The following is a 24,049-nucleotide window of genomic DNA, read 5'->3' as shown; positions in this document are numbered from 1 at the left end:
CAGGGGAATTTGTCGTGGAGCCGCTGGGCACAGTTCTCCATGTCTGATGATGGGCAAAGGAATATATAATGAAAGATGAGATCATATACGGGCTGAACTCTGTTATGGAGGCCCTCCGCGGTAAACGGAGGGCCTTCGAGCTTTTTGTGGCTCCCGGCGGCAGTGACAGGCGTCTGGAAAAGCTCCTTGCTCTTGCAGCTGAAAAGGGAGTGCCTGTTCGGCAGCGGGACAAACGTGATATAGCCCGCCTCTGCGGCACCGAACATCATCAAGGGGTGGCTCTCAGAGCGGAGCCCTTTGCCTACGCCCAATTGTCCGACATCCTCGTGCCCGGCACAGATGGACTATTGCTTGTTCTGGATGGCGTTCAGGATCCCCACAACCTCGGCGCACTGATCCGCAGTGCCGCCTGTGCCGGAGCGCAGGGGGTCATCATCCCCAGGGACCGGGCGGTGGGAGTGACGGCGACGGTTGAGAAGGCTTCGGCAGGCGCAATTGAGACCATTCCGGTTGCTGAAGTGACGAACGTTGCCCATACGCTTGAAGAGTTGAAAAATGCGGGGTTCTGGATTTACGGTGCGGACGGCGAGTCACCGCTGTCCATATTCGACCAGAAATTGACAGGAGCAGTGGTTCTGGTTATCGGCAGCGAAGGGGAAGGAATCAGACCGCTAGTAAAAAAGAAATGCGATTTTCTGGTGTCGATTCCACTGCGGGGAGGGGTAAATTCCCTCAATGCCTCAGTTGCCGGCGGTATACTGTTGTTTGAAGTGGTGCGGCAAAGAAGTAAAAGTTAAATATATCCATTCGACTGAAACTTTTTATTGACATAAAAGTTACGTCTGTGGTACAAACAAAAAGTTAACGCGGGGTGGAGCAGTCTGGTAGCTCGTCGGGCTCATAACCCGAAGGTCAGAGGTTCAAATCCTCTCCCCGCAACCAAACAAATTCAAGGGGTCAGCCGATACGGCTGACCCCTTTTTTTGATGGCAGTAGAGTATTTTGTACAGTAAGATCATCTCCAATCTGAGACAACTGTTTGGTCCCGTCTTCCCCAGTCTAGAAATCCGCAACTCCAAAATCAGCTCAATGGAAACTCCTGATGAGAAACAAGTTAGAAAATCCCTAGCTAGTGTCCATCCGGAAACTCCGGATGTGACACTATTGGTTTCCAATTCGGAAACGAGGGATTTTTCGTCCTGGCAAGGAAATCGAGGGATTGCGCGGAGGCGTACATCGGTACGCCGCACAAGCAAGCCTGAAGATTGACACCGCCAGGGCGGAAAAGAACCGTTTCCGGATGGAAACTAGCTAAAGGTTGACACCGAGCGCATCCAGGGTGTAAATAGGAGGCTCATTTTATTGCGTTATGCGGAGTTTTTGGGGATGGGCGATAGAAAGTGGAATGGATGCACTGCGTGTAGATATAAGCCGCCGGGTCAGTGATATGCTGATTGGCGGCTTTTTCATGTTTGAGATGCCGATTGTTGTGGCAGAGGGTGGGGTGACAACGGCTTTGGGAGTGTGCGTTGACGCAACGTAAAACAACAAAGCGGAGTAAGGGCCGCGAGGGTGGAACTGCAGTTCGGCCAGGGAGCGATGTCGTACCTGCCGAATTCTGCCAGGCGGTGGCTGATCTCCTTCGTAATGCCCGCTCCAACAGCTATCGTGCTGTCAACTTCATATGATCGAAGCCTACTGGAACGTAGGACGGATGATCGTCGAGGAAGAGCAGCAGGGGATGGAACGCGCGGGATATGGTAAGGCGTTGATTCGCGATCTGTCTGAGAGGCTGACATCGGAATTTGGCTCAGGGTTCGGCGTCTCGAATCTCTCTTACTTCAGGCAGTTCTACCTGTCTTTTCCAATATTCCACGCACCGCGTGGAATATCTGCGGACTGTACGAGGACAGGGTCAAGGGTGAGGGGGACAATCCGACCGTTGGTATCACCCTCTGCACGGAGAAAGACCACACGGTGGTGCAGTACTCGGTGCTGAACGAGAGCCGGCAGCTCTTTGCGTCCAGGTACCGGCTGTATCTGCCGAGCGAGGAGGAGTTGCGGGCCGAGATTGAGCGGGAGCGGGAGATGGTGGTGAAGGAGAGGATGGTGAGGTATGGGGCGTAGAAGTATTTCGTGTTGGGAATATGAGGTTGAAAAGAGTGAGTTTGTCTCATGTCAGGGGCTGACCCCATTTTTCTCACTGACCCCATTTTTCTCACCCAAGCAGGAGCTACGCAAGCGCATGCACACTCCCATCACGGAAGTGGGAAAATGGCTGCGATCCGTATTGTTGGGGCATTACCGATACTATGGGGTGCCGCGCAACAGTCGCAGACTCAGCGCATTTAGGTATCATCTGCTCTGCTACTGGAAGTGGACGCTTCGTCGCCGGAGTCAACGGCAGCGAACAACCTGGGAGCGCATGAGCCTGATAGCAACACGCTGGCTTCCCCCGCCGCGCATATATCACCCTTATCCTGAAGCTCGCTTGCGCGTCACTACCTGAGGCAGGAGCCCAGTGCGGGAAATCTGCTCGCTGGGATCTGTGCGGGGGGTGCCGGGTAACCGGCATTCCTACCGCGACACCCCTTCAGATGATTCAGACCCCTTCAGATGATTGGTAGTTAACCCATCATGTACCACTGGTTACCAAATACCATGGCCATATAGACTTATAATGAAAGAATAGCCCTCCTTAGCCTTTGAATGCAAAAAGTAGACATCGTTCCTGGACCAGATAGAGGCATGTTACCAACCATTTACTCGATAATGATGAATCAACTTCTTGGGATGGGTGGTTTTTAATGTTTATGCAAGCAAGAGTCGATCCTGAAGAGGATCGGTAAAATATCAATAGTAGCCTTAAGGGCCAAGTCGCATGACTTGGCCTTTTTACTATATGATAGGTGTATCTCTTAGAAATTATTAGGATATCTGGTGCTGATGATGTATATTATACAGTCAAGTTATTCCGTGATACGAGACTCTGGATGCCCACACTGCACTGGATAGGTGTGAAGGTCGTCAAGCATTACCATGAGGTTCCGTTCAAGACCTATGGCAAGAGTACGCTTTCTCTTCCTCGGAAGGTATACCAGCCAACTCGACCGACGACTATTTTCTTGAGAGCCCACAGATCGGCAGTAAATACGGAAGTCATGCGAAAAAGCAATTCTAGGCAACTGTGCTGCTCTAGGGGTAGGCCCCGATAATGGATAAGAGCCATTTATTAAAAAGCCCCATCTCAAATAATTGCCGCTCCTAATGGAGCCGGAAAGACAAAGAGAGCCAGGATCTGCTGCAAGGAACGTGGAGGGAGCATTAGTATGGCGCAGCCATTAGATAAATTAACAATTAAGGGCTTTAAATCAATCCGGTCCCTTGAAGATTTTGAGCTATCCAACTTGAATGTCCTCATAGGTGGCAACGGCGCCGGAAAAAGCAACTTTATCGATTTTTTTCGTCTGCTGCGTGCCATGTTGGAATTGCCATTGCCGGGCCTTGCCAGTGCTAGCTTGAAAACCTATATTGCCGATGGTGGCGGTAGTGACGATTTCCTGTTTAATGGTCCAAAGGTCACAGATCAGATCGAAGTTGTAACAAGATTCGGCCAAAACGGTTATCGTTTTAAACTTGCCCCCACCGCAGACGAGAACTTTATCATAAATGATGAGGCGAGCTACTATGAAGGCAGCACTGTCGGCTGGTGGGAACTGGGAAGCGGACAAACTTCGCCGGAATTGCTTAAAGAAAAGGATAAAAGGGGCGTTGCTGGTGGTCGCAGCGTTGCCTCCCATATCTATAATGCGATTTCATCATGGAAAATCTATCATTTCCACGACACCAGCAAATTAGCTCAGATGCGCCGCTATGGGACGATTGACGATAGCGAATATTTACGGTTTGACGCGGCTAACATCGCCTCCTTTTTATATGATTTAAAAAATAACAGACGAGTTAGCAAACAAAAAGTTTATGAACAAATCATTGATACAATTCGTTTGGTTACCCCCTTCTTCGACGATTTTATCCTTAAGCCGGACAAAAATGAAAGGGTGAGGCTGCGTTGGAGACAGAAGGGTTCCGACTATCCACTTAAACCTCATCATCTGTCCGATGGTACTCTCCGATTTATCTGTTTGACGACGGCGCTTCTGCAACCTGACCCGCCCTCAACCATCATTATTGATGAGCCGGAACTGGGCTTGCATCCATATGCTATCGAAATTTTGGCCGAGCTGATTAAGGCTACATCCAAAAATACACAGCTCATCGTGTCAACTCAGTCCCCTGCTCTCGTCGATTATTTTGAACCGGAAGACATTATTGTCGTGAATCGAAAACAGGGCGCATCAGTCTTTGAACGGTTGAATAAGCGCGAACTTTCTTCATGGCTTAAAGATTATTCGTTGGGCGACCTCTGGCGTAAGAACGTTGTCACCGGAGGGCCTGCTTATGAGTAGTATTGAAATCTACATCGTTGTGGAAGGGCAGACAGAACAGACCTTCGTGCGTGATGTGCTGGCCCCGCAGATGGCACATAAGGGAATATATCTGCTTCCAGCTTTAATTGGTAAACCTGGTCAAAAAGGCGGAGACATTCAATTTGACAGGGCTAAGACAGACATTGGCAATTTTCTCAAACAGCGTCCTGAGACTTATGTGTCAACGATGTTTGATTACTTTAGGATAGATTCTGAATGGCCAGGAAGAGCTGAAGTTAGCAGGCAAATACGAAATGGAAGTTCTCTTACAGCTATCCAGAAGGCCGATATTCTTGAGGCAGCCACTAATTCTGAGATCGTGAAAGAGTTCACTGGCTATAACGCAGAAAGCAGATTTATCCCATATATCGAAATGCACGAATTTGAAGCGTTACTTTTCAGTGATGCAGACGTCCTAGCAGAAAAGACTGACATAGATGTGTCCAAGATTCAGGAAATTATTGGGAAATATAACAGCCCGGAAGAAATAAACGATGATCCTGCGAAAGCACCATCTAAGCGGCTTGAAGCATTAAAAAATGGATACCGCAAGGTCGCCAATGGCAAGACGATTTCCGAGGCTATCGGCATTACAACTATACGAAAACAATGCACCCACTTTAATAACTGGCTGACAAGACTTGAATGTCTTCAGATGCGAGTTAATGTCTGAATTGCGGAGGCCTACGGTGGGAGCACAGTACAGGGATAAAATAGAAGAAGCGCTTGCCGACCAGGAAAAGATAACCGACTCATTGGCAACCGGTGTCCAGGAAGCTCTCAAGAAGCACAAACAGACCGGTAATCCTGTTGTCGTCTGGCGCGACGGTAAAATGATCTGGCTCAAGCCGGAAGAGATTCAAGTCTGAAAAAATCAAGCTTTGTGTATGTTCTATTGTCAAGGGGTTAGCCGATTCGGTTGACTCCTTTTTCAGTGTATATGTACCATGGTTTCCCACCAAGACCCCCATCCCCGCCGTTTTGCAGCCTTCGCTTCCTCCAAAAGCGCCGCTCCTTCGTATAGGTAAATGATGATTGACACAAATGGAGCGATAAGAGTAACTTCATAACTCAGGCACATTGACGGGTTATCGACTATGCACAATCTTCTCATAAATTTGCTGGAACGGCTCGGGATTTTTGCCATTGCATTCATCCTGATCATGCGTTTCGACATCTTCAAGAGGCTTTTGACGGGGAAAGCCAATCGCTACGAAAAGCTTTCCCTGTCGGTTCTCTTCGGTCTTTTCGGAATCGCCGGAACCTACATGGGTGTTCCCATCCAGAATGCCATTGCCAATTCAAGGGTTGTGGGGGTCGCGCTGGGGGGGATTCTCGGCGGCCCGCTGGTCGGTTTTGCGGCGGGTGTTATTGCCGGCGGGCATCGCTACCTGATCGACATCGGCGGTTTTACCGCCACGGCCTGCGGGGTGGCGACCGTCATCGAGGGCGTGGCCGGCGGCCTGATCTACCACCGCCTGAAGCGGCGACCGTTCGATCCGGCTGTGGCCTTCATCACCGGGGTGATCGTCGAAAGCCTCCAGATGGCTATACTGCTCATCATTCCGAAGCCCTTTTCGGCGGCGCTCAACCTGGTTAGCATCATCGGTCTTCCGATGATCCTGGTCAACTCCCTCGGGCTGGCGCTGTTTGTGGAACTGGTGGCTTCCGTGTACAAGGAAAAGGAGCGTTTCGCTGCCTCCCAGGCCCAGACCGCCCTGGATATCGCCTTGCGCACCCTGCCGTTCCTGCGTAGTGGTCTCACCGGCGCATCCGCATCCGAAACCGCCCGTATCATCCTGGAAATGGCCGATCTGGATGCGGTGGCCATTTCCGACGAATCGCAGATTCTGGCATATGCCGGGGCGGAAAACGCCCATCACCGTCCCGGTACATCGTTATTGCATGCTTCCACCCGAACAGTGCTCACCAGCGGCCGCATTGCGGCGCCGCTCACCCGTGAGGAGATCAGCTGCACCCATGCCGACTGTCGCCTGGGCTCCGCCATTATCGTGCCGCTCGTCAAGCAGGACAGGACCATCGGTACCCTGCAGCTGTTCCGCTTGAAGGAGAACGGCATCACCCCCCTGGACAGGGAACTGGCCAACGGTCTGGCCCACCTCTTTTCCAACCAGCTGGAGATATCGGCCCTGGACGAGCAAAAAAAGCTGGTCAAGGATGCCGAGATCAAGGCGCTCCAGGCCCAGATCAACCCCCACTTCCTCTTCAACGCCATCAACACCATCATCAGCTACACCCGCACCAGCCCGGAGACCGCCTCGGGGCTGCTGGTGAAGCTGGCCGACTTTTTCCGCACCAACATCAATCCGGGAGTGGGGAATGTATCCCTGGCGACCGAACTGGAACACTGCCGGGCCTATATCGCCATCGAGTCGGCCCGCTTCGAGGAGCGAATCAGGGTGTCCTACGACCTGGACGAAACGGCGCTCGGCTGTCTGCTCCCGCAGCTGATCCTCCAGCCGCTGGTGGAGAACGCTCTCAAGCACGGCATCCTGCTCCGCGAGGAAGGGGGCGAGGTAAACATCGCGGCGCACCGGGACAACGGGCTGGTACGGATCGAGGTCAGGGACAACGGGGTCGGGATGTCGGCTGCCCGGTTGGCGGCGCTGTTTATTGACACAGACCGCCCGTCGCCCCAGGAAGGGGCCGGGATTGCCCTGAAGAACGTCAATGCCAGGCTTTCGGCGCTCTACGGGGCTGAGCACGCTTTACAGATCGAGAGCGAGCCCGGTCAGGGCACGACCGTTTCGTTCACGGTGCCGCAGCCATGAGTACGGCACTGCGCACCTTCATCATCGATGACGAGGCCCCGGCCAGGAGGGAACTGCGCTATCTCCTGGAGCAGATCGCAACGGTGGAGGTGGTTGGCGAGGCCGCCAACGGCAGCACTGCGCTGAAGGGGCTCCGCGAAACCAAGCCGAACCTGGTCTTTCTCGATATCCAGATGCCCGGGCTGAGCGGCCTGGAACTGGCCCAGTTCCTGTGCGAGTTGCCGGAGCGCCCACTACTTGTGTTTGCAACCGCTTTTGACGAATACGCACTGCAGGCCTTTGAGGTCGACGCCATCGATTACCTGTGCAAACCCTTCACCCTGGAGCGGGTTGCCAAGGCGGTTGCCAAGGCCGCCAAAGCCCTTTCCCCGACAGTCGCTCCACCGGTACCGGAAGCGCGGCAGCCCCTCGAAGCCTGCCGCAAAATCATCCTCTACCGGGGGGAGACCATCGTCCCGACCGCAGCGGAGCGGATCATTTTTGCCCGTGCCGAAGAGGGGGAGGTGCTTGTCCACGCCGTTGACGGCAGGTACCGGACCCGCTGCGCCCTCAACGAACTGGAGCAGAAGCTCGCTGCAGCCGGATTTGTCAGGACCCACCGCAGCTTCCTCGTCAACATCAATCATGTCCGCGAAGTGATCCCCTGGTTCAACGGCAGCTACAAGCTGATCATGGACGACCGCGAACGGAGCGAGGTGCCGGTCAGCCGTTACAATGTGAAGGATTTAAAAAGGCATTTTGATTTATAATCTGCTGTTCATCCCCGATAATCTGCCATTCATCCCCCGATTGCGACCATTCACAGACTACCCCTTTATCTTCCGTAACAACCTCACTATCCTGAACATAACAACGGAATAGTACCATGTAACACTTATTTTTGCGGATAACCCCTCTAAATCTCCCCTTATCTAAGGGGAGACTTCAAGGCTTCCCCCCTTAGGTAAGGGGGGACTGAGGGGGGGTAGATTCAGATATTACAGTGTACTAGTCCTGTTCGGGGCGCATCTCATTACCTGCCGTATCGCTTAGGGGAATAAACCTAGAAAAAGCAGTTCATTACCGCAAAGCCGCAAAGTTCGCGAAGAAATCAAAGAGTTAATAAACAGCCTGTGATCACCTTTTGGGTAAGAAGGTTTTCTGTATCAAATGTATTGATTTTCTTCGCGTTCTTGGCGTCTTTGCGGTTCAAATGCCGTTTTTAGGATAAATGTCGTCTACCAAGAAAGGGGGATTCAGATGAATTCGTTAACACTCATTTTTGCCGCAGCATGTGTCTTCGCAATCGGCTATCGGTTCTACGGCCTGTTCCTGGCCAACAGGGTCTTGAACCTGCGGCCGGAACGGGCCACACCGGCCGTGACCTACGAGGATGGCCATGACTACATGAAGACCAACAAGTATGTCCTGTTCGGTCATCATTTCGCCGCCATCGCAGCTGCCGGACCGCTGCTCGGACCGGTGCTGGCGGCCCAGTTCGGCTTCCTGCCCGGCGCGCTCTGGATTCTGATCGGGGCGGTGCTGGCGGGCGGCGTGCACGATGCCGTCGTGCTGTTTGCATCGGTGCGCCACAAGGGCAAGAGTCTCTCGGTCATCGCCGAGGCCGAGATCGGCAAGGTCGCCGGCAAGGTGGCCTCCTTCGCGATCCTCTTCATCCTGATCCTGACCCTGGCCGGACTCTCCATCGCGGTGGTCAACGCCATGTTCAACAGCCCTTGGGGGACCTTCACCGTCTTCGCCACCATCCCGATCGCCATGATCATGGGCGTCTACATGCAGAAGATCCGCCCCGGCGACATCAAGGGGGGGAGCATCATCGGCGTGATCCTGCTGGCGCTGTCGATCCTCGTCGGCCCCTATGTTGCCGCCGACCCGGCCCTGGCAGCCATGTTCACCTTCTCCAAGAAGCAGCTGGCCCTGATCATCCCGGCCTACGGCTTTGCCGCCTCGGTGCTGCCGGTCTGGTTCCTGCTGGTGCCCCGCGACTACCTCTCCACCTATCTCAAGATCGGCACCATCGGCCTTTTGGCCATGGGGATCGTCTTCGTTCATCCCGACCTGCACATGCCGGCCATTTCCTCCTACTTCTTCGGCGGCGGTCCGATCATCCCCGGCGCTGCCTTTCCCTTCATCTTCATCACCATTGCCTGTGGCGCCCTGTCCGGATTCCATGCTATAATCGGCTCCGGCACCACCCCGAAGATGATTGCCAACGAACGCGACATCCTGTTTGTCGGTTACGGCGCCATGCTGGTGGAGGGTTTTGTCGCCATCATGGCCCTGATCGCCGCCTGCGTGCTGGTGCCGGCCGATTATTTTGCCATCAACGCCGCGCCCAAGGTTTTTGCGACCCTCAACATGACGCCGGTCAACCTGCCGGTACTGGCCGCCCAGGTGGGCGAACAGGTCCAGGGGCGCCCCGGCGGCGCCGTTTCCCTGGCGGTCGGCATGGCCTACATCTTCTCCGCCGTACCGTTCATGAAGGGGATGATGGCCTACTGGTATCACTTCGCCATCATGTTCGAGGCGGTCTTCATCCTGACCGCCGTGGACGCCGGCACCCGCGTGGGACGCTACCTGCTCCAGGAGATGCTCGGCAAGATCTACGCGCCATTTGCCGACAACGGATGGAAGCCCGGCATCATCGTCACCAGCGCCTTGTTCACCTCGGCCTGGGGCTACCTGGTCTACACCGGCGACATCTCCACCATCTGGCCGCTGTTCGGCATGAGCAACCAGCTCCTGGCCACCTGTGCCCTGATTGTCGGCACCACCATGCTGATCAGGCTCGGCAAGGCGAAGTACGCCTGGGTGACCGCCGGTCCCGGCCTGTTCATGATGCCGATCTGCATGTGGGCGGGCTACCTAAACATCACCAAAAACTTCCTCCCCAAGGGGCTGTATCTCCTGGCCGGCATGTCAGTAATCCTGATGGTGCTGATGACCATCGTCTTTGCCGAGGCCTTCCGGCGCTGGTATGCACTGATGCAGATCAATAAAACGGTTGCCGACAGCCATGGCGATCAGGTGCTGGCGCTGACCGAAGAACGGAAGGAAGTGTTGTTTCCGTTGCCGGTGCAGGAGTGAAGGTTATGATGCTGTTGCAGGCAACTCAATAAAGGAGCACACGAGCATGACGAATAATGCAAAAATCGCAATTCTGGACGGTTATACCATTAACCCCGGCGACAACCCGTGGACTCCGCTGGAGTCCCTGGGCGACTGCACAATTTACGATCGCACCCCGCCTGAGCTCAAGCTGGAGCGCGCCAGGGACGCGGAGATCATCCTGCTCAGCAAGGTCAAGCTGGATGCCGACACCCTGAAAGCCCTGCCGAAACTCAGGTATATCTCGCTATTGGCCACGGGCTACAACAATGTCGATGTGGCTGCTGCCGGCGCACTCGGTATTCCGGTCTCCAATGTCCCGGCCTATTCCACCGAATCGGTGGCCCAGACAACCTTTGCACTGCTGCTGGAGTTGGCTGTGAACGTCGGTGTACACGATGCCGCCGTAAAAGCCGGTGAGTGGATCCGCTGCCCGGACCATTCCTTCTGGAAGGCGCCGATCGTCGAGCTGAACGGGTTGACGATCGGGATCGTCGGGTACGGCGTGATCGGCAAGGCCGTGGCTCGTATCGCTGCCGCCTTCGGCATGCGGGTGATTGCTTATGCGCCACGTATTCCGCAGGACGCCGGCCCGGTCCCGGTCAGTTTCGTCCCGCTGGAGGAGTTGTTCGCCATCGCCGATGTGGTGACGCTCAACTGTCCCCAGACCCCGGAAAACACCGGTTTCGTCAACTCCCGCCTGCTGGGGTGCATGAAGCCCGGGGCCTTCCTGATCAATGTGGCGCGGGGAGGGTTGGTGAACGAGGCCGATCTTGCCCATGCATTACGCTCCGGACAGATTGCCGGTGCCGCTCTGGATGTGGTTGCCCATGAACCGATGCTGGCGGAAAATCCGCTCTTGTCCGCACCCAATTGTATCTTTACCCCGCATATCGCCTGGGCTTCTCTGGCCGCCCGTCGGCGGCTGATGGATATCGTGGCCGCAAATGTGGCTTCCTTTCTGGGCGGTTCCCCGATAAATGTGGTGAATGGTCAATATCTGGCTCCGGCAAGCTGATCCAGTCGTTGCATCTGCCGGCCAGCGCCGGCAATAAAACCATACGGCGCCCCACCAGGAAATTCTGGTGGGGCGCCGTGCGTCCAGGGGCGTTTCAGCCTGGATTCGGCAGTTGAAAGCCCCCTACTTTCGCTCCGAATGTCCTATTTCTGCTGCTCATTACGCTACAGCCGATAAACTCACCCTTTGGGTTCAGACAATATCGACTGTTAACGCTTCATTTCGCCAAGAGCAGCAACGAAATAGTCCAAAGTCACTCTCTTCGGGCGCTTCCAACTGCCGGTTTTAGGTTCAGTGAAAGAGTCTGTACTGAACTATATATGTGGCAATTCCTGCAAAGTAGCCAACCAGTGCCAATCCACTGATTTTCTTCACGTACCAGAAAAAATGTATTTTTTCCAACCCCATGGCTGCTACCCCTGCTGCCGAACCGATGATCAATATTGACCCCCCTGTGCCGGCGCAGTAGGCTATGAACTCCCAGAGGAAGCTGTCGGTCGGGAACTGGGCCAGGCTGTACATTCCCATTGAAGCGGCAACCAGCGGCACGTTATCCACTATGGCACTGATCATGCCGATTATCGTGACGATGACATCCTGACGCCCCACGGTCTGGTCGAGCAACCTGGCGAGATTGGTCAGGATGTGGCTATGCTCGAGAGTTGCCACAGCCAGCAGGATACCGATAAAGAAGACGATGGAACTCATGTCGATCTGCTTGAGAGCACGTACCAGCGTGAGGTGCTCCTTTGCTTCTTCGTCTTTCTTGCTGTGCACCACTTCCCCCACGAGCCAGAGGATACCCAGGCCGAACAGAATACTCATAAATGGCGGCAGGTGGGTTACGGTCTTGAAGATCGGCACGCAGACCAGTATGCCGATCCCCATGGCAAACATCAGATTCTGCTCGAACGGTGAGGTTCTGGTGCGGTGGCCATGCTCCTCGTTTTTGGATGGGCTGATTACCTGCCTCCCTCTCAGAAAATAGCTGGTGACAGCCAGAGGCACGACCATGTTGAGGAACGATGCGAGAAACACCCCCTTCATGATGGCCAGGGTGGTGATCTGTCCACCGATCCAGAGCATGGTGGTGGTGACGTCGCCGATGGGGGACCAGGCGCCGCCGGCATTGGCGGCGATGACGATGATGCCGGCGAAGAAGAGCCGGTCCTCGTGCCTGTCCAGCAGTTTCTTCAGCAGCGAGATCATGACGATGGTGGTGGTCAGGTTGTCCAGCACGGAACTGAGGAAAAAGGTGACGATGCCTATCAGCCAGAGGAGCGAGGTGAGACTGGTGGTCCTGATGCGTGAGGTGATCACATTGAAGCCGTTGTGGGCGTCCACCACCTCGACAATGGTCATGGCCCCCATCAGGAAGAAGACGATCTGGGCTGTGCCCGTCAACGATTCCTCAAGCTGCTTGCCGACCAGATTGTGATCGCCTGTCGACAGGGCATATATGGTCCACAAAAGTCCGGCGGCTATCAAGGCTGATGCGGACTTGTTGATTTTGATCGGATGCTCCAGGGCAATGGCGGTATAGGCGATGATGAAGATAACAATGAGTGCGGTTAACACGACGATATTCCTCTGTTGTCAATAGTCGATAATTGGTCGGCCGCCGGATAAAAAAACCGGGGGATTGCTCCCCCGGCCTCGAAAGGAGCACACATGGCAGTATGTGCTCTTCCAGCATCAGTTACATTGATGATTGTGCCGCACTGCGAAGCCCGGCATCAGGAGTGCTGCTCCGGTTTTGGCGGCAGCGGCATCCAGTGGGTAAATATGGGTACCAGCTTCCCGTTTATTCTGGCAGTACAGGTCGTGATGCTCTCCTTGTTTCCTACGCACGCGTGATCATCTCCGAAAATCTGATACGGAGTGAAAAGGAGAACGCGTTCAGACGCATTCGGCAGACCATCCTTCGCAGCGATCCATTTCATTTCCTTCCCTTTCCTTTCATTGCGTTCATCTGAAATTCCTGAACACTTATACGGTTACTCTCTTTGGAACACCAAGCTGGTTGAAGCTGCGTCACAGAAGTGATCAGTATCCCAGCATTCGCGGCAGCCACAACGATATCGCCGGCACATAGGTTACCAGCAGCATGAATCCCACCATGGCGAGAAGCCACGGCATGACCGCCAGCGTCAGCTCCGATATCCCCATCTTGGTGATGCCGCTGGCCACGTACAGGTTCAAACCTACCGGCGGATGACACATGCCGACTTCCATGTTCACCGTGATCAGGACGCCGAAGTGGATCGGATCGATACCGAGCTGCATTGCCACCGGGAACAGGATCGGCGCCAGGATCAGGATGATGGAGGAGGGCTCCATCACGTTGCCGGCCAGGAGGAGCAGCACGTTGGTGACCAGCAGGAAGGAGACCACGCCGAGGTTATGGCCGAGGATCCAGTCGGCCATGATCTGGGGGATGTTCTCGTGGGTCATCAGGAAGGAGAATAGCACCGCGTTGGTAATGATATAGAGCAGCATGGCCGACATGCTGGCCGAGTCTAGCAGCACCTTGGGGATCTTCTTGAACGGGACGTCGCGGTAGACGAACACGGCGATGATAAAAGCATATACCGCACTCATGGCAGCTGCTTCGGTGGGGGTGAACATGCCGCTGTAGATGCCGCCCAGGACGATCACGATTAGCAGCAGCCCCCAGACGCTCTCCCGGAAGGCCTTGATGCGTTGAGCCGTCGTGGCCTTGGGCATCCGCGGGTAGTTGTTCTTCCGGGCAAGATACCAGGCAACCAGGCCCAGCAGGGTGGCCAGCATCAGGCCGGGAATAACGCCCCCCATGAAGAGGGCACCCACCGACGAGTTGGTGGCCACGCAATAGATCACCATCGGGATCGATGGTGGAATCAGGATGCCCAGCGATCCGGAGGTGGTGATGACACCGGCTCCGAAACGTTTTGGGAAACCTGCCTTCACCATCGCCGGCATCATGATGGAGCCGATGGCCACGACCGTGGCCGGGCTGGAACCGGACACCGCAGCAAACAGTGCGCATGCCACGACGCCGGCCAGGGCCAGGCCGCCGTGCCAGTGCCCCACTATGGAGGTGGCGAAATTGATCATCCGTTTGGCAACACCGCCGTGGGTCAGGAAATTCCCCGCCAGGATAAAGAAGGGGATCGCCATGATCTCGAACTTCTCAATGCCGGTGAAGAGTTTCATCGCCACCGCTTCAGTCGGCACATCGGCAAAGAAGAACAGGAACGAAAGAACGGTGAGACCGAGGGCGATGGAAATCGGCATGCCGGTCAGCATCAGTGCCAGCAACAGCGCAAAGACGATTCCGGTGCTGCCGAGCAGAGCGATGGCCCCGAGTGCGGCGGCAATGCCGATCAGCCAGGTAGCCGCCTTTTTCTTGGAAAACTGCTCCCAGCCAGCTACAGCAGAACTCATTTGGCACCTCCATCTTTTTCCTGTTTTTCAAATTTATGCACTTCAAACTCCTCAAGCGCTTCGGTTTCGTCGACGACTTCTTCTTCGAGGCCATCCACATGGGTGTGATCGTGATGGGGCAGCTCGCCGGTGCGGAAGAAAGTCCAGCCGACCTGCAGGAAGCGGAAACACATCAGGTAGGAGCCGAGCGGAACGGCAGAGTAGATGATCCAGGTGGGCCACTCGAGGTCCGGTGTGACCGGCCCCTCGATCAGCTCCGTGAGGTCCATTGCAAGTTTGCTGAACACGGCGTAATGCATGCCGTTCTCCCATACGAAGCGTGCGCCGAGGGTGCCGATCAGGCCGGTGAAGAGTGCGCCGCCGGCAATCCCAAGCAGGACGCACTTCAGACGCCAGGTTTCGGGCAGCCGGTTGACCAGCACATCCACGCCGACGTGGATGCCGGTACGCACGCCGTAGGCAGCGCCGAATTTGGCCATCCAGACGAACATGTAGATGCACAACTCCTGGGCCCAGCTCATGTTGACGGTGAGCAGCCAGTCCTGCATACCGGGGATGGGAATGCCCGATAAATAGCGGTGCGCTACGGCGACAGCAATAATGCAGGTCGCAGCGCCGATGAGGAAGGTGATGATGATTTCCTCAAGGTGGTCGAGGTATTTCATGGGGGTTCTCCTAGCCCCGATAAACGGGATAAGTGCGTTAACGAAGTTATTTTTTGCTGGTGAAGCGCAACAAATAACTTCTAACTTACTAATACTACTCCGACACATATAGTTCTTTAACATTTCAATATTCGCACCAGAAGCTTTGCAATCTGATGCCTGATGTCAGGCAAGGACGGCATGCCTTTGAGTCGTTGCCTCCGCCTCCATCGCTCAGAGGAACGAAGAGAACAGCAACGATGGCGCCACTTTTCCAGGTGTTTGGTTTTCAGAACAAAGCGTCGTTGGCCAGTGTCGATTTTTTCTGAATCCAGTTGCTCCGCGCTGTCGCACTCTTCTGTTTTTTTTGCTGCAAACGCAACAGTGTCAGATAGCCATATGCCAGGGACGTCAGGAGCACATGTCGATGCCATCCGCTCCATGAGCGCCCTTCATGGTGATCAAGGCCAAGCTCTTCCTTTAGCTGTTGATAGCCATGCTCTATCCAATAACGTTCATGGTAGAGGCGGGCAAGGTCAATCGTTGCCAGATGCTGCGGCATATTGCTGAAGAAATAGCGAAGCTCGTATCCACCCAGGTTCAGGGGGCGGCGCTCTATCAGGAGCCAGACTTGTTCATGATGATTGCCCTGCCGCCATCCGTGAGCCGGCCACACTCTCATTGAGACGGCCTCTGCAACAAGTGGCTTGTCCTTGGAATTGAGCCTCAATTCTAGCCGTTGCCATGCATCATCGGCAATGCTTTCGCCCAGTACCGACAGCTTGACCGGTTCGGGGTTTGTGGAGACTACCTTAGGGCGAGTTCGTGGACGCCCTCGCTTATGCTCTTTGACTGGCGCAATTTCAAAGACCGGCTCCTCAAGAAATACCGGGGTGTTGGAGTAAGCTCCCAGGATGTAATTTTCACTGCGGGACTCAAGCTCCTTGCGAAACTCCGGAATGTTGCCATACCAGCTGTCAGCAAGGACTGCACGATGGGGAACATTGTCTTTTCGGGCCAGGTCAACAAAATCAAGTGCCATGCGCCATTTTGACTTATGGTGCACTGACTCCGGCATGTGAGCCTTTTTACGCTTTGCGGTGCAATCATCATTTTGCTGATCCCAGGATTCCGGGACGAACAGTTCCATGGCATATGGCCAGGCGACATCTCTGCCGACATACGTCATGCTTACGCCAATCTGACAGTTGTCAGTCTTGCCTGATGCACCGCAGTATTGCCGGGCAACACATACACTGTCGTACCCTTTCTTAGGGAACCCGGTATCATCAAGAACCAGGATCCCCTGCGGGTCGGAAGTGACGTCAAGCATGGAACGGCGGAATTGCTCAGCAACAAGTTGATCGTCCCATTTGGCAGTCGAAAGGAGGCGCTGCATACTTCGTTCAGATGCGTTTACCTTCTCTGACATGGGTTCAACTGACTTGCGCTCACCGTCCATGAGCAGGCCGGCCAAGTAACATTCTGCCAGTTCACGGCTCTCTGACCGATGGAAATAGCCATAATAGGGAGCCATATATTCTTCGATGCCGGGGAAAACGATCTCTGTTGTCATTCGCAGAGATTATCACATGAAACAGATTATATCAAGCTATGTGTCGGAGTAGTACTAAAAAGGTCGTTAAAAAGGCCGCTGCGGTGGCCGCAGCGGCCTGCACTGATGGAGCCTCAGTAGATCGTTAGTTCGGGTTGTAGCCGGTGGCTGCGTAAACCTCTTTCACCAGGTCGGCGCCGATACGCCCCGTATGTTCCTTGTGGGCCTTGTCCATGGACTTCTTCCAAGCTGCCCGCTCCTGGGGGGTCAGGGCGATCAGCTGTGACCGGCCGGATTTCTTGACGGCAGCGAGGGCCTCATCGTTGTCCTTTTTGGCAATTTCGTTGGCATACTTGGTGGCATCCTTCATGGCGCCTTCCAGGATGGTGCGTATGTCGGCCGGCAGACCATTCCAGAACTTCTTGTTGACGATGACGGCGTAGCCAAGGTAGCCGTGGTCGGAAAGTGTCACGTATTTCTGCACTTCGTGCATCTTCTGGGTGTAGAGGTTTGAGGGGGGATTCTCGGTGCCGTTGACGACGCCGGTCTGCAGGGCCTGATATACCTCGGAGAAGGCCAGCACCTGGGGATTGGCCCCTACGGAGCGCATCTGGGAATCGAGCACCTTGGAGGACTGGATGCGGAGTTTCTGCCCCTTGAAATCAGCCGGGGTCTTGAGCGGCTTGTTGGCGCTCATCACCTTGAAGCCGTTATCCCAGTAGGAAAGTCCGATAATCCCCTTGGGCTCCAGTTTCTTGAGCAATTTCTGGCCGACCGGGCCTTGGGTGACCTTATGCAGTTCTGTGTAGTTGTCGAAGATGAAGGGGAGGTCGAATACCTCAAAGTCCTTGACCCCCAGCGGGGCAAACTTGGCCAGTGAAGGGGCCAGCATCTGGACTGCGCCCAGTTGCAGGGCCTCCATCTCTTCCTTGTCCTTGTAGAGCTGGCTGTTGGGGTAAACCTCGACCTTCACGCGCCCCTTGGTGCGTTCTTCGGCCAGCTTCTTGAAGTAATCAGCGGCCTGTCCTTTGGGGGTGTGCTGGGCAACAACATGGCTGAACTTGATGACGATGGGGGCGGCCAGTGCAGTTGAAGAGAATGCGGTCAAGAGGGCGAATGTGAGCAATGCTTTCAGTTTCATTTGGAACTCCTTTGTGAGTTATTGACATCTGCTTTCGATGTCTGAATTGCAGTCAGGTTGTGAATTTCGATTGACGTTCTATTGCCGGTTAACATATGAATTAAGCATCTTCAGGTAGTCAACCGGTGGTAGCGGTTATCCTTGCTGCTATTTATGAAATAATGTTTTAGCAATATGAATGCCAATCTAAAGCCTTTACGCAACTGCTCGAAATGTTTGGGTAAATATCGCGATAAGCTGGTATAAACTGCGAATTATGTGCCTTGTTGGCTAAAACTTGCCACCAGTTTTGGCCAATTTCCGCCAGTGGGAAAGAATAGGGGAAGAAAAGGAAGAAGGGGGCAGGTCTACCCGATTCATGGAATATCTAACGACTGTTTTGGAACAGACATTTCGCAAGATAATACTTGATAAACTCGTGCCATATGCGCGAATATCCACTTTGTTTATTCATTAAAGTATTTCCCTCCGGGAGAAGGCTCCCTCGGTGGGGTGATGAGTGAGATATTGATGGATTGCAAATACCTGACGGGAGACCACTGGCACGCCATGGCGCTGGTGCGCGACATCGACGAACGAAAGTGCGCGAAGGAGCAGCTGCTAAAACGCGAACGGGAATTCCGCACCCTGGCGGAAAACTCGCCGGACGTTATTGTGCGCTATGACAGGGAATGCAGACGCATCTATGTGAATCCTACCTTCGAGAGGGTAAACCGCCTCTCATCGAATGAGGTTCTCGGCAAGAGTCCGGTCGAGCTCTCGACCGAATTGGCGCCGATGGCGGTCTCTTTTACGCAACGTCTCAAAGAAGTTATGGAAACCGGCGTTGCAACCCAAATCGATCTCATCTGGACAAAGGACGGGATGGAAAATTGCTGGTTCGTGCGTGCGATCCCCGAGTTCGACGCCAACGGAGAGGTGGTCAGCGCGCTGACCATATGGTGCGACATCACCGAGCGCAAACGGGCCGAGGAGGCGCTAAAAGAACAATACTCCATCTTGCGCAGCATCATCGACAGTGCCAATGCGCTCGTCTTTTCCGTGGATCGGCAATATCGTTACACCAGCTTCAACAAGGGACATGCCGTAGCCATGCAAGCAATCTACGGCGCGGAAATAGAAATCGGTCAATGTCTGTTGGATTATATGACCGTGACGGCGGATCGGGAGATCGCAAAGCGCAACCTGGATCGGGCATTGGCTGGCGAACAGCTCATGGAGGAAGCGTATTCGGGTGAAGAACTCCGCACGCGGAAATATTTTCATGTCTCACATAGTCCCATCAATACTGAGACCGGAGACGTCATCGGCGTAGCCGTGCTTGCCCAGGACATGACCGAGCGCAAGCGCGCCGAGGAGGCGTTGCGCGCCAAACAGCAGAGATTGTCCGACATGACGGTGGAGCTTTCCCTGGCCGAGGAGCGGGAACGGCGGCGCATCGCCGCCGAGCTCCACGACAACATCGGGCAGGACCTCGTCCTCGCCCGGATCAAGCTGGGGATGCTTGCAAAGATGCCGCTGACGGACGAGGAAGCCGGTATTCTCGGCAATACGCGGGAGATACTTGGCGGCATGATCCAGCGCGTGCGATTTCTTACCCATATGATCAGCCCGCCCATACTGGAGAGCGGTGGCCTGGAAGCGGCGCTGAAATGGCTGGGAAGACAGATGGAGACGGATTACGGCCTGCGGGTGTCGTTCGTGGATGATACGAGCGAAAAGCCGTTGACGGAAGAGATGCGGTCGGTGCTTTATCACGCTGTCCGCGAACTGCTCATCAATGTCGCCAAACATGCGGAGAGCGACACCGCGCTGGTCGCGGTCGGCCGTGAATGCGGCAGGATCGTCATAAGGGTCGAGGATGACGGGATCGGATTCGATCCGGATGCCATCGAAGAGAGCCTAACCAGGAAGGGAGGCGGCTTCGGCCTTTTCAACATACGGCGCAGGATCATCCATCTCGGAGGCGCGTTCGACGTTGAATCGTCGCCGGGAGCCGGTACCTGCGTGACAATCGGGATGCCGCTGACTAAAAACAATGATGAATTGTGAATTATGAATGTATGAAGGCATAAATTCCATAATCCAAAATTCAAAATCCACCATTTAACCTCACGGAGAACAACCATGACCATACAAGTGCTTCTGGTCGACGACCACAAAATCATGCGGGATGGATTGGTCTCCCTCCTGGGCTGCGCGGGGGACATCGACGTCGTGGCCGAAGCCTCCGGCGGCAGGGAAGCCGTCGAAAAGGCCCTGGTACATTCACCCCATGTGGTGGTGATGGATCTGACCCTGCCGGATATGGGAGGGATTGAGGCGACACGGCGTATCATGGCGAAAAATCCCCGTATCAGGGTCCTGGTGCTGTCCATGCTCTTGGACAGGAATTGCGTCCTCGAAAGCCTGGAGGCCGGAGCCAGGGGGTATCTAGCCAAGGACTGCGCAGCCGAGGAACTGGTGGCGGCCATACGGACGGTATTCGCGGGAAAGCCCTATTTTTGCGCCGGCGCCACGGAAATCATGATCAAGGGGTTCGCTCCCGGTTCCGCCTCTCAGCAGATCGCTCCTGTACTTACCAAACGCGAGAGGGAAGTGCTGAAGCTCACTGCCGAGGGATATAACACCAAGGAAATCGCCTTTACGCTCGGCGTCAGTATCAAGATGATTGAGATCCACCGTATGAACATCAGGAAAAAGCTCGGACTGAAGAGCATTGCGCAACTCGCCACCTACGCGGTACGTATCGGCCTGATCTCCATCGATTAAACATAAATTATGAATTATGAAGTAAGAAGAATGAAATTTCATACTTCATAATTCATCCTTCATTAGGGTTTTCCCTACCTCTTCCTTCCGAAAATCGCAGCATGTCAAGAACGAATTAATGAGATACATATTCTCCCGTTAACCCTGATAAACAGGATAAGTGCGTTAACGAAGTTATTTTCTGCCAGCCCCAATAAACGGGATAAGTACGTTCACAAAATCATTTCTGCATAAAAGCCGCAGAAATCATTTTTAACGTACTAAAAAAGCGCAGAAAATAACTTCAAACTTACTAAATCTTTATTGCAAGCGGCATGGCCAGGCAATGACGGCGCAATTGCACCCTCCGTCCGACGAGGAAATCACCATGCAATCAAATGAACCTGCCCAATCCCCCGGGAAATTCCCGATCAGACGCCTCCGCCTCGCCGCGATCCTTGCCTGGACCGTCCTCGCTATTATCACTGCCATCTGGGAATGCAGCGACAACGAGGAGTTCAAGACCTCCAACGCCCTGGCCACGGCGCGGGCGTGCATCGAAAAAGACCTTGTCTTCCGCCGCTGGGCCGCCGGACATGGCGGCGTCTATGTTCCCGTATCCGACAAAACACCTCCCAACCCCTGGCTGAAGGTCCCGGAGCGGGACATCACCACCCCGTCGGGCAGGCGCCTGACCCTCATGAATCCCGCCTATATGACCCGGCAGATCTTCGAGATCGGCCAATCGTCCGCCAACGCCCCCCAGGGGCATATCACCAGCCTGAAATCGATCCGCCCGGAAAACGCGCCGGACCCCTGGGAAGCCCGCGCCCTGGCGGCTTTCGAGGCTGGGCTGGCGGAGTTCGGGGAATTCATGGTCATGGACGGAAAGCCGGTCTACCGCTACATGCGCCCGTTGAATAGCGAAAAAACATGCCTGAAATGCCATGCGGCCCAGGGATACCGGGAAGGCGCTGTGCGCGGCGGCATCAGCATCGCCATCCCGACGGCCGGGCTTGAGCGGGCCGCGCTCCGAAGCAACGTGATTCACGTGGCCATCATAGCCGCCACCTGGCTGATGGGGCTTGGGGGGATCCGGCTCGGCTTCCGCAGGATCGACGCCGACGCCGCTGCACTCATGGCCGAGCGGGACAATCTCAGCTCCGTTTTCGACGCGACGCCGATGCCCATGCTGCTGGTCGACGACCGGATGGAAGCGGTGCGGGTCAACTCGGCATTCCGGGAATACTGCATCGATTACGACGCTCTACCCGACAAGCGCTGCGGCACGATCCTGAAATGCGCCAACGCCCTTTCGGAACCCCAGGGGTGCGGCAACTCCCCGGTTTGCGATTCATGCGGTCTTATGCGCACCCTGCAGGAGGTATCGAGAAGCGGGCTGTCCGCCCGCGGCGAGGCAACCGTTCCACGGCTCGGATGGGGAGGGGATGCGACGGAGGCGTGGCTGCTTTACGGTGTGGAGGCGGTTTCGCTCGATGGACGGAACCATGCGCTGATGTCGTTCATGGACATTACCGAGCGCAAGCGCGAGGAAATCCTTCGGCGCATCAGGGCCGAGGAGTTCCGCGCCCTGGTGGAGAACTCGCCCGATGCCATTGCCCGCTACGACCGTCTCTGCCGCCGCGTCTACGTCAATCCGGCCCTGGAATGGCTGGCTGGCCAATCCGCAGATAACCTGACCGGCAGAACCCCCACCGAGGCATCCGTGGCCACCCCGGAGGTGGGCCTGCAGGTGCAGGGCGCCGTGGAACAGGTGCTCGACCGGGGCGTTTCGCAGGAGCTCGAATTGTCGTGGAAGGATTCCGGCGGTGAGATGCGCCATTTCCAGGTCCGTTTCGTGCCCGAGTTCGACGCGGAGGGAGATGTGGCGAGCGTCCTCTCCATCACACGGGAAATCACGTCGTTGCGAAAGACAGAGGCCCAACTGCTGCATGCGCAGAAGATGGAGTCCATCGGTACCCTGGCCGGAGGCGTGGCCCACGACTTCAACAATCTTCTCACCGTGATCGGCGGCTATGCCGATTTGCTGCGGTTATCCCTCAAGGGCGATGAACGGAGGGTTGCGTTCGCCCTGGAAATCTCCAATTCCGTGAAGCGGGGAGCGGAGTTGACCAGAAGCCTGCTGGCCTTCAGCGGCAAGCACGAACCGCAGAAGCGCTATGACGACCTCAACCTGATCGTCGCGAATCTGCAAAAAAGCATATCACGGTTGCTGCGGTCGGACATCACCCTTACCTTCGGGCTTTGCGACGACCGGCTTTCGGTGTTCGCTGAGCGGGTCCAGATCGAACAGGTTTTGATCAACCTGATGGTGAACGCGCGGGATGCCCTCACTTCCGGCGGAAGGATACATGTGGCCACCGCGCTGGTGGAGGTGCGCGAAGCGGTCGTGACAGGCGGAGTGACTGTTCCGCCGGGAAGCTACGGTCTCGTCACCGTTATGGACAACGGGGTCGGAATGGACAAGGAAACCGTCGGAAGGATATTCGAACCGTTCTTCACCACCAAGGAGACGGGCAAGGGGACCGGTCTGGGGCTTTCCATCGCCTTCGGCATCGTCGGTAATCACAACGGCCGTATCACTGTGGAAAGCGCGCCGGGAAAAGGCGCGATGTTCAGGGTCTACCTGCCGATTTCCGAGGGAGAAATGCCGCCGAACCATTCGCCCGACTCGAAAACCGCGGGACTTCATGGCAATGAGACCGTGCTCCTGGTCGATGATGATCCGAATGTGCTGAGGATAACCCGCGAAATACTGGAACTGTATGGCTACACGGTCCTGACCGCAGCCGACGGGGTAGAGGCGCTGGAGGTCTTCGAGGCGCATCGCGATGAAATCCGGGTGGCGGTCTTCGACCTGATTATGCCGCGCATGACCGGTAGGGAGGCCATCGAGCAGATACGGCTGCAAGAACCGGATCTGCCGGTTATCCTTACGAGCGGCTACACCGACGACATCATCGACCATGCAGCCATCGATGCACTAAACGTCGTCTTCCTGCCAAAGCCGGTGTGTCTCCAAAAATTGGCGGCTGCGATCCGCGCCGGTCTCGCAGGGTGAATACTTCATACCGTGGCATAATCCTCGACATCACGAGCTGAAAAG

Annotated in this window: 19 protein-coding genes and 1 tRNA gene; 14 read left to right on the top strand and 6 right to left on the bottom strand. The window is 55.2% G+C overall.

Annotation, left to right across the window (positions count from 1 at the left end):
* Positions 1–68 precede the first annotated feature (68 nt).
* From rlmB to GURA_RS14190, 11 genes are all read left to right on the top strand, one after another.
* The gene (gene rlmB, locus GURA_RS14230) at positions 69–797 is read left to right on the top strand and encodes a 23S rRNA (guanosine(2251)-2'-O)-methyltransferase RlmB (RefSeq protein WP_011939644.1); all 729 of its coding nucleotides are present in this window, start codon (positions 69–71) and stop codon (positions 795–797) included.
* Positions 798–865: 68 nt separating this feature from the next.
* Positions 866–942, top strand: a tRNA-Met gene (locus GURA_RS14225).
* Between the two features lie 742 nt (positions 943–1,684).
* A complete protein-coding gene (locus GURA_RS23560) occupies positions 1,685–1,999 on the top strand; it encodes a DUF1016 N-terminal domain-containing protein (RefSeq protein ID WP_198134476.1) in 315 nt (104 codons plus the stop codon).
* Complete coding sequence (locus tag GURA_RS24690) at positions 1,891–2,127, top strand: PDDEXK nuclease domain-containing protein (protein ID WP_327049742.1); 237 nt, start codon at positions 1,891–1,893, stop codon at positions 2,125–2,127. The genes GURA_RS23560 and GURA_RS24690 overlap by 109 nt, the downstream gene beginning before the upstream one ends.
* A 1,202-nt stretch (positions 2,128–3,329) precedes the next feature.
* Complete coding sequence (locus GURA_RS14220; protein ID WP_011939643.1) at positions 3,330–4,466, top strand: AAA family ATPase; 1,137 nt, start codon at positions 3,330–3,332, stop codon at positions 4,464–4,466.
* Complete coding sequence (locus GURA_RS14215) at positions 4,459–5,160, top strand: DUF4276 family protein (protein ID WP_011939642.1); 702 nt, start codon at positions 4,459–4,461, stop codon at positions 5,158–5,160. Before GURA_RS14220 ends, GURA_RS14215 begins: the two co-directional genes overlap by 8 nt.
* A 16-nt stretch (positions 5,161–5,176) precedes the next feature.
* Positions 5,177–5,356, top strand: a complete 180-nt coding sequence (locus tag GURA_RS14210) for a hypothetical protein (RefSeq protein WP_041245470.1) — start codon at positions 5,177–5,179, stop codon at positions 5,354–5,356.
* Positions 5,357–5,584: 228 nt separating this feature from the next.
* Positions 5,585–7,279: a sensor histidine kinase gene (locus GURA_RS14205; RefSeq protein ID WP_011939641.1), complete on the top strand. Its 1,695-nt coding sequence runs from the start codon at positions 5,585–5,587 to the stop codon at positions 7,277–7,279.
* Positions 7,276–8,028 (top strand): LytR/AlgR family response regulator transcription factor, encoded by a 753-nt coding sequence (locus GURA_RS14200; protein WP_011939640.1) that lies wholly within the window; start codon positions 7,276–7,278, stop codon positions 8,026–8,028. Before GURA_RS14205 ends, GURA_RS14200 begins: the two co-directional genes overlap by 4 nt.
* Before the next feature lie 490 nt (positions 8,029–8,518).
* The gene (locus tag GURA_RS14195) at positions 8,519–10,366 is read left to right on the top strand and encodes a carbon starvation CstA family protein (RefSeq protein WP_011939639.1); all 1,848 of its coding nucleotides are present in this window, start codon (positions 8,519–8,521) and stop codon (positions 10,364–10,366) included.
* A 46-nt stretch (positions 10,367–10,412) separates the two neighbouring features.
* A complete protein-coding gene (locus GURA_RS14190) occupies positions 10,413–11,405 on the top strand; it encodes a D-2-hydroxyacid dehydrogenase (RefSeq protein ID WP_011939638.1) in 993 nt (330 codons plus the stop codon).
* A gap of 291 nt (positions 11,406–11,696) precedes the next feature.
* Here the strand turns inward: GURA_RS14190 and nhaD are convergent, their stop codons facing one another.
* From nhaD to GURA_RS14160, 6 genes are all read right to left on the bottom strand, one after another.
* Complete coding sequence (nhaD, locus tag GURA_RS14185) at positions 11,697–12,983, bottom strand: sodium:proton antiporter NhaD (RefSeq protein ID WP_011939637.1); 1,287 nt, start codon at positions 12,981–12,983, stop codon at positions 11,697–11,699.
* A 158-nt stretch (positions 12,984–13,141) separates the two neighbouring features.
* On the bottom strand, positions 13,142–13,348 hold the full coding sequence (locus GURA_RS25375; RefSeq protein WP_083764900.1) for a DUF551 domain-containing protein: 207 nt from the start codon (positions 13,346–13,348) through the stop codon (positions 13,142–13,144).
* 103 nt (positions 13,349–13,451) lie between these two features.
* A complete protein-coding gene (locus tag GURA_RS14175) occupies positions 13,452–14,831 on the bottom strand; it encodes a TRAP transporter large permease (protein WP_011939636.1) in 1,380 nt (459 codons plus the stop codon).
* Complete coding sequence (locus GURA_RS14170; RefSeq protein WP_011939635.1) at positions 14,828–15,496, bottom strand: TRAP transporter small permease; 669 nt, start codon at positions 15,494–15,496, stop codon at positions 14,828–14,830. The genes GURA_RS14175 and GURA_RS14170 overlap by 4 nt, the downstream gene beginning before the upstream one ends.
* A gap of 268 nt (positions 15,497–15,764) precedes the next feature.
* Entirely contained in the window at positions 15,765–17,051 is a 1,287-nt protein-coding gene (locus GURA_RS14165; RefSeq protein WP_011937817.1) for an IS701-like element ISGur14 family transposase, read from the bottom strand.
* Between the two features lie 124 nt (positions 17,052–17,175).
* A complete protein-coding gene (locus GURA_RS14160; protein ID WP_011939634.1) occupies positions 17,176–18,171 on the bottom strand; it encodes a TRAP transporter substrate-binding protein in 996 nt (331 codons plus the stop codon).
* 495 nt (positions 18,172–18,666) lie between these two features.
* Between GURA_RS14160 and GURA_RS22935 the strand changes: the two genes are divergently transcribed.
* The 3 genes from GURA_RS22935 (at position 18,667) to GURA_RS22930 (ending at position 24,004) form a co-directional block, all read left to right on the top strand.
* Positions 18,667–20,223: a PAS domain-containing sensor histidine kinase gene (locus tag GURA_RS22935; RefSeq protein WP_083764898.1), complete on the top strand. Its 1,557-nt coding sequence runs from the start codon at positions 18,667–18,669 to the stop codon at positions 20,221–20,223.
* 75 nt (positions 20,224–20,298) lie between these two features.
* Positions 20,299–20,943, top strand: a complete 645-nt coding sequence (locus GURA_RS14150) for a response regulator transcription factor (RefSeq protein ID WP_011939632.1) — start codon at positions 20,299–20,301, stop codon at positions 20,941–20,943.
* Positions 20,944–21,310: 367 nt separating this feature from the next.
* Positions 21,311–24,004: an ATP-binding protein gene (locus tag GURA_RS22930; protein ID WP_011939631.1), complete on the top strand. Its 2,694-nt coding sequence runs from the start codon at positions 21,311–21,313 to the stop codon at positions 24,002–24,004.
* The last annotated feature ends 45 nt before the right edge of the window (positions 24,005–24,049 follow it).

Origin of the sequence: Geotalea uraniireducens Rf4, from assembly GCF_000016745.1 — a bacterium.
In the GTDB taxonomy this organism is placed as follows: Bacteria; Desulfobacterota; Desulfuromonadia; order Geobacterales; family Geobacteraceae; genus Geotalea; species Geotalea uraniireducens.
This window is presented reverse-complemented; position numbering and strand designations above follow the sequence as displayed.

Excerpts from the sequence above, each read along its gene's own strand:
- GURA_RS25375 (WP_083764900.1), bottom strand. The coding sequence starts at position 13,348 with ATGAAATGGATCGCTGCGAAGGATGGTCTGCCGAATGCGTCTGAACGC.
- GURA_RS14170 (WP_011939635.1), bottom strand. The coding sequence starts at position 15,496 with ATGAAATACCTCGACCACCTTGAGGAAATCATCATCACCTTCCTCATC.
- rlmB (WP_011939644.1), top strand. The coding sequence starts at position 69 with ATGAAAGATGAGATCATATACGGGCTGAACTCTGTTATGGAGGCCCTC.
- GURA_RS14220 (WP_011939643.1), top strand. The coding sequence starts at position 3,330 with ATGGCGCAGCCATTAGATAAATTAACAATTAAGGGCTTTAAATCAATC.
- GURA_RS14175 (WP_011939636.1), bottom strand. The coding sequence starts at position 14,831 with ATGAGTTCTGCTGTAGCTGGCTGGGAGCAGTTTTCCAAGAAAAAGGCG.
- GURA_RS14215 (WP_011939642.1), top strand. The coding sequence starts at position 4,459 with ATGAGTAGTATTGAAATCTACATCGTTGTGGAAGGGCAGACAGAACAG.
- GURA_RS14165 (WP_011937817.1), bottom strand. The coding sequence starts at position 17,051 with ATGACAACAGAGATCGTTTTCCCCGGCATCGAAGAATATATGGCTCCC.
- GURA_RS22935 (WP_083764898.1), top strand. The coding sequence starts at position 18,667 with ATGAGTGAGATATTGATGGATTGCAAATACCTGACGGGAGACCACTGG.
- GURA_RS14205 (WP_011939641.1), top strand. The coding sequence starts at position 5,585 with ATGCACAATCTTCTCATAAATTTGCTGGAACGGCTCGGGATTTTTGCC.
- GURA_RS14190 (WP_011939638.1), top strand. The coding sequence starts at position 10,413 with ATGACGAATAATGCAAAAATCGCAATTCTGGACGGTTATACCATTAAC.
- GURA_RS14150 (WP_011939632.1), top strand. The coding sequence starts at position 20,299 with ATGACCATACAAGTGCTTCTGGTCGACGACCACAAAATCATGCGGGAT.
- GURA_RS22930 (WP_011939631.1), top strand. The coding sequence starts at position 21,311 with ATGCAATCAAATGAACCTGCCCAATCCCCCGGGAAATTCCCGATCAGA.
- GURA_RS14195 (WP_011939639.1), top strand. The coding sequence starts at position 8,519 with ATGAATTCGTTAACACTCATTTTTGCCGCAGCATGTGTCTTCGCAATC.
- GURA_RS14160 (WP_011939634.1), bottom strand. The coding sequence starts at position 18,171 with ATGAAACTGAAAGCATTGCTCACATTCGCCCTCTTGACCGCATTCTCT.
- GURA_RS14200 (WP_011939640.1), top strand. The coding sequence starts at position 7,276 with ATGAGTACGGCACTGCGCACCTTCATCATCGATGACGAGGCCCCGGCC.
- GURA_RS23560 (WP_198134476.1), top strand. The coding sequence starts at position 1,685 with ATGATCGAAGCCTACTGGAACGTAGGACGGATGATCGTCGAGGAAGAG.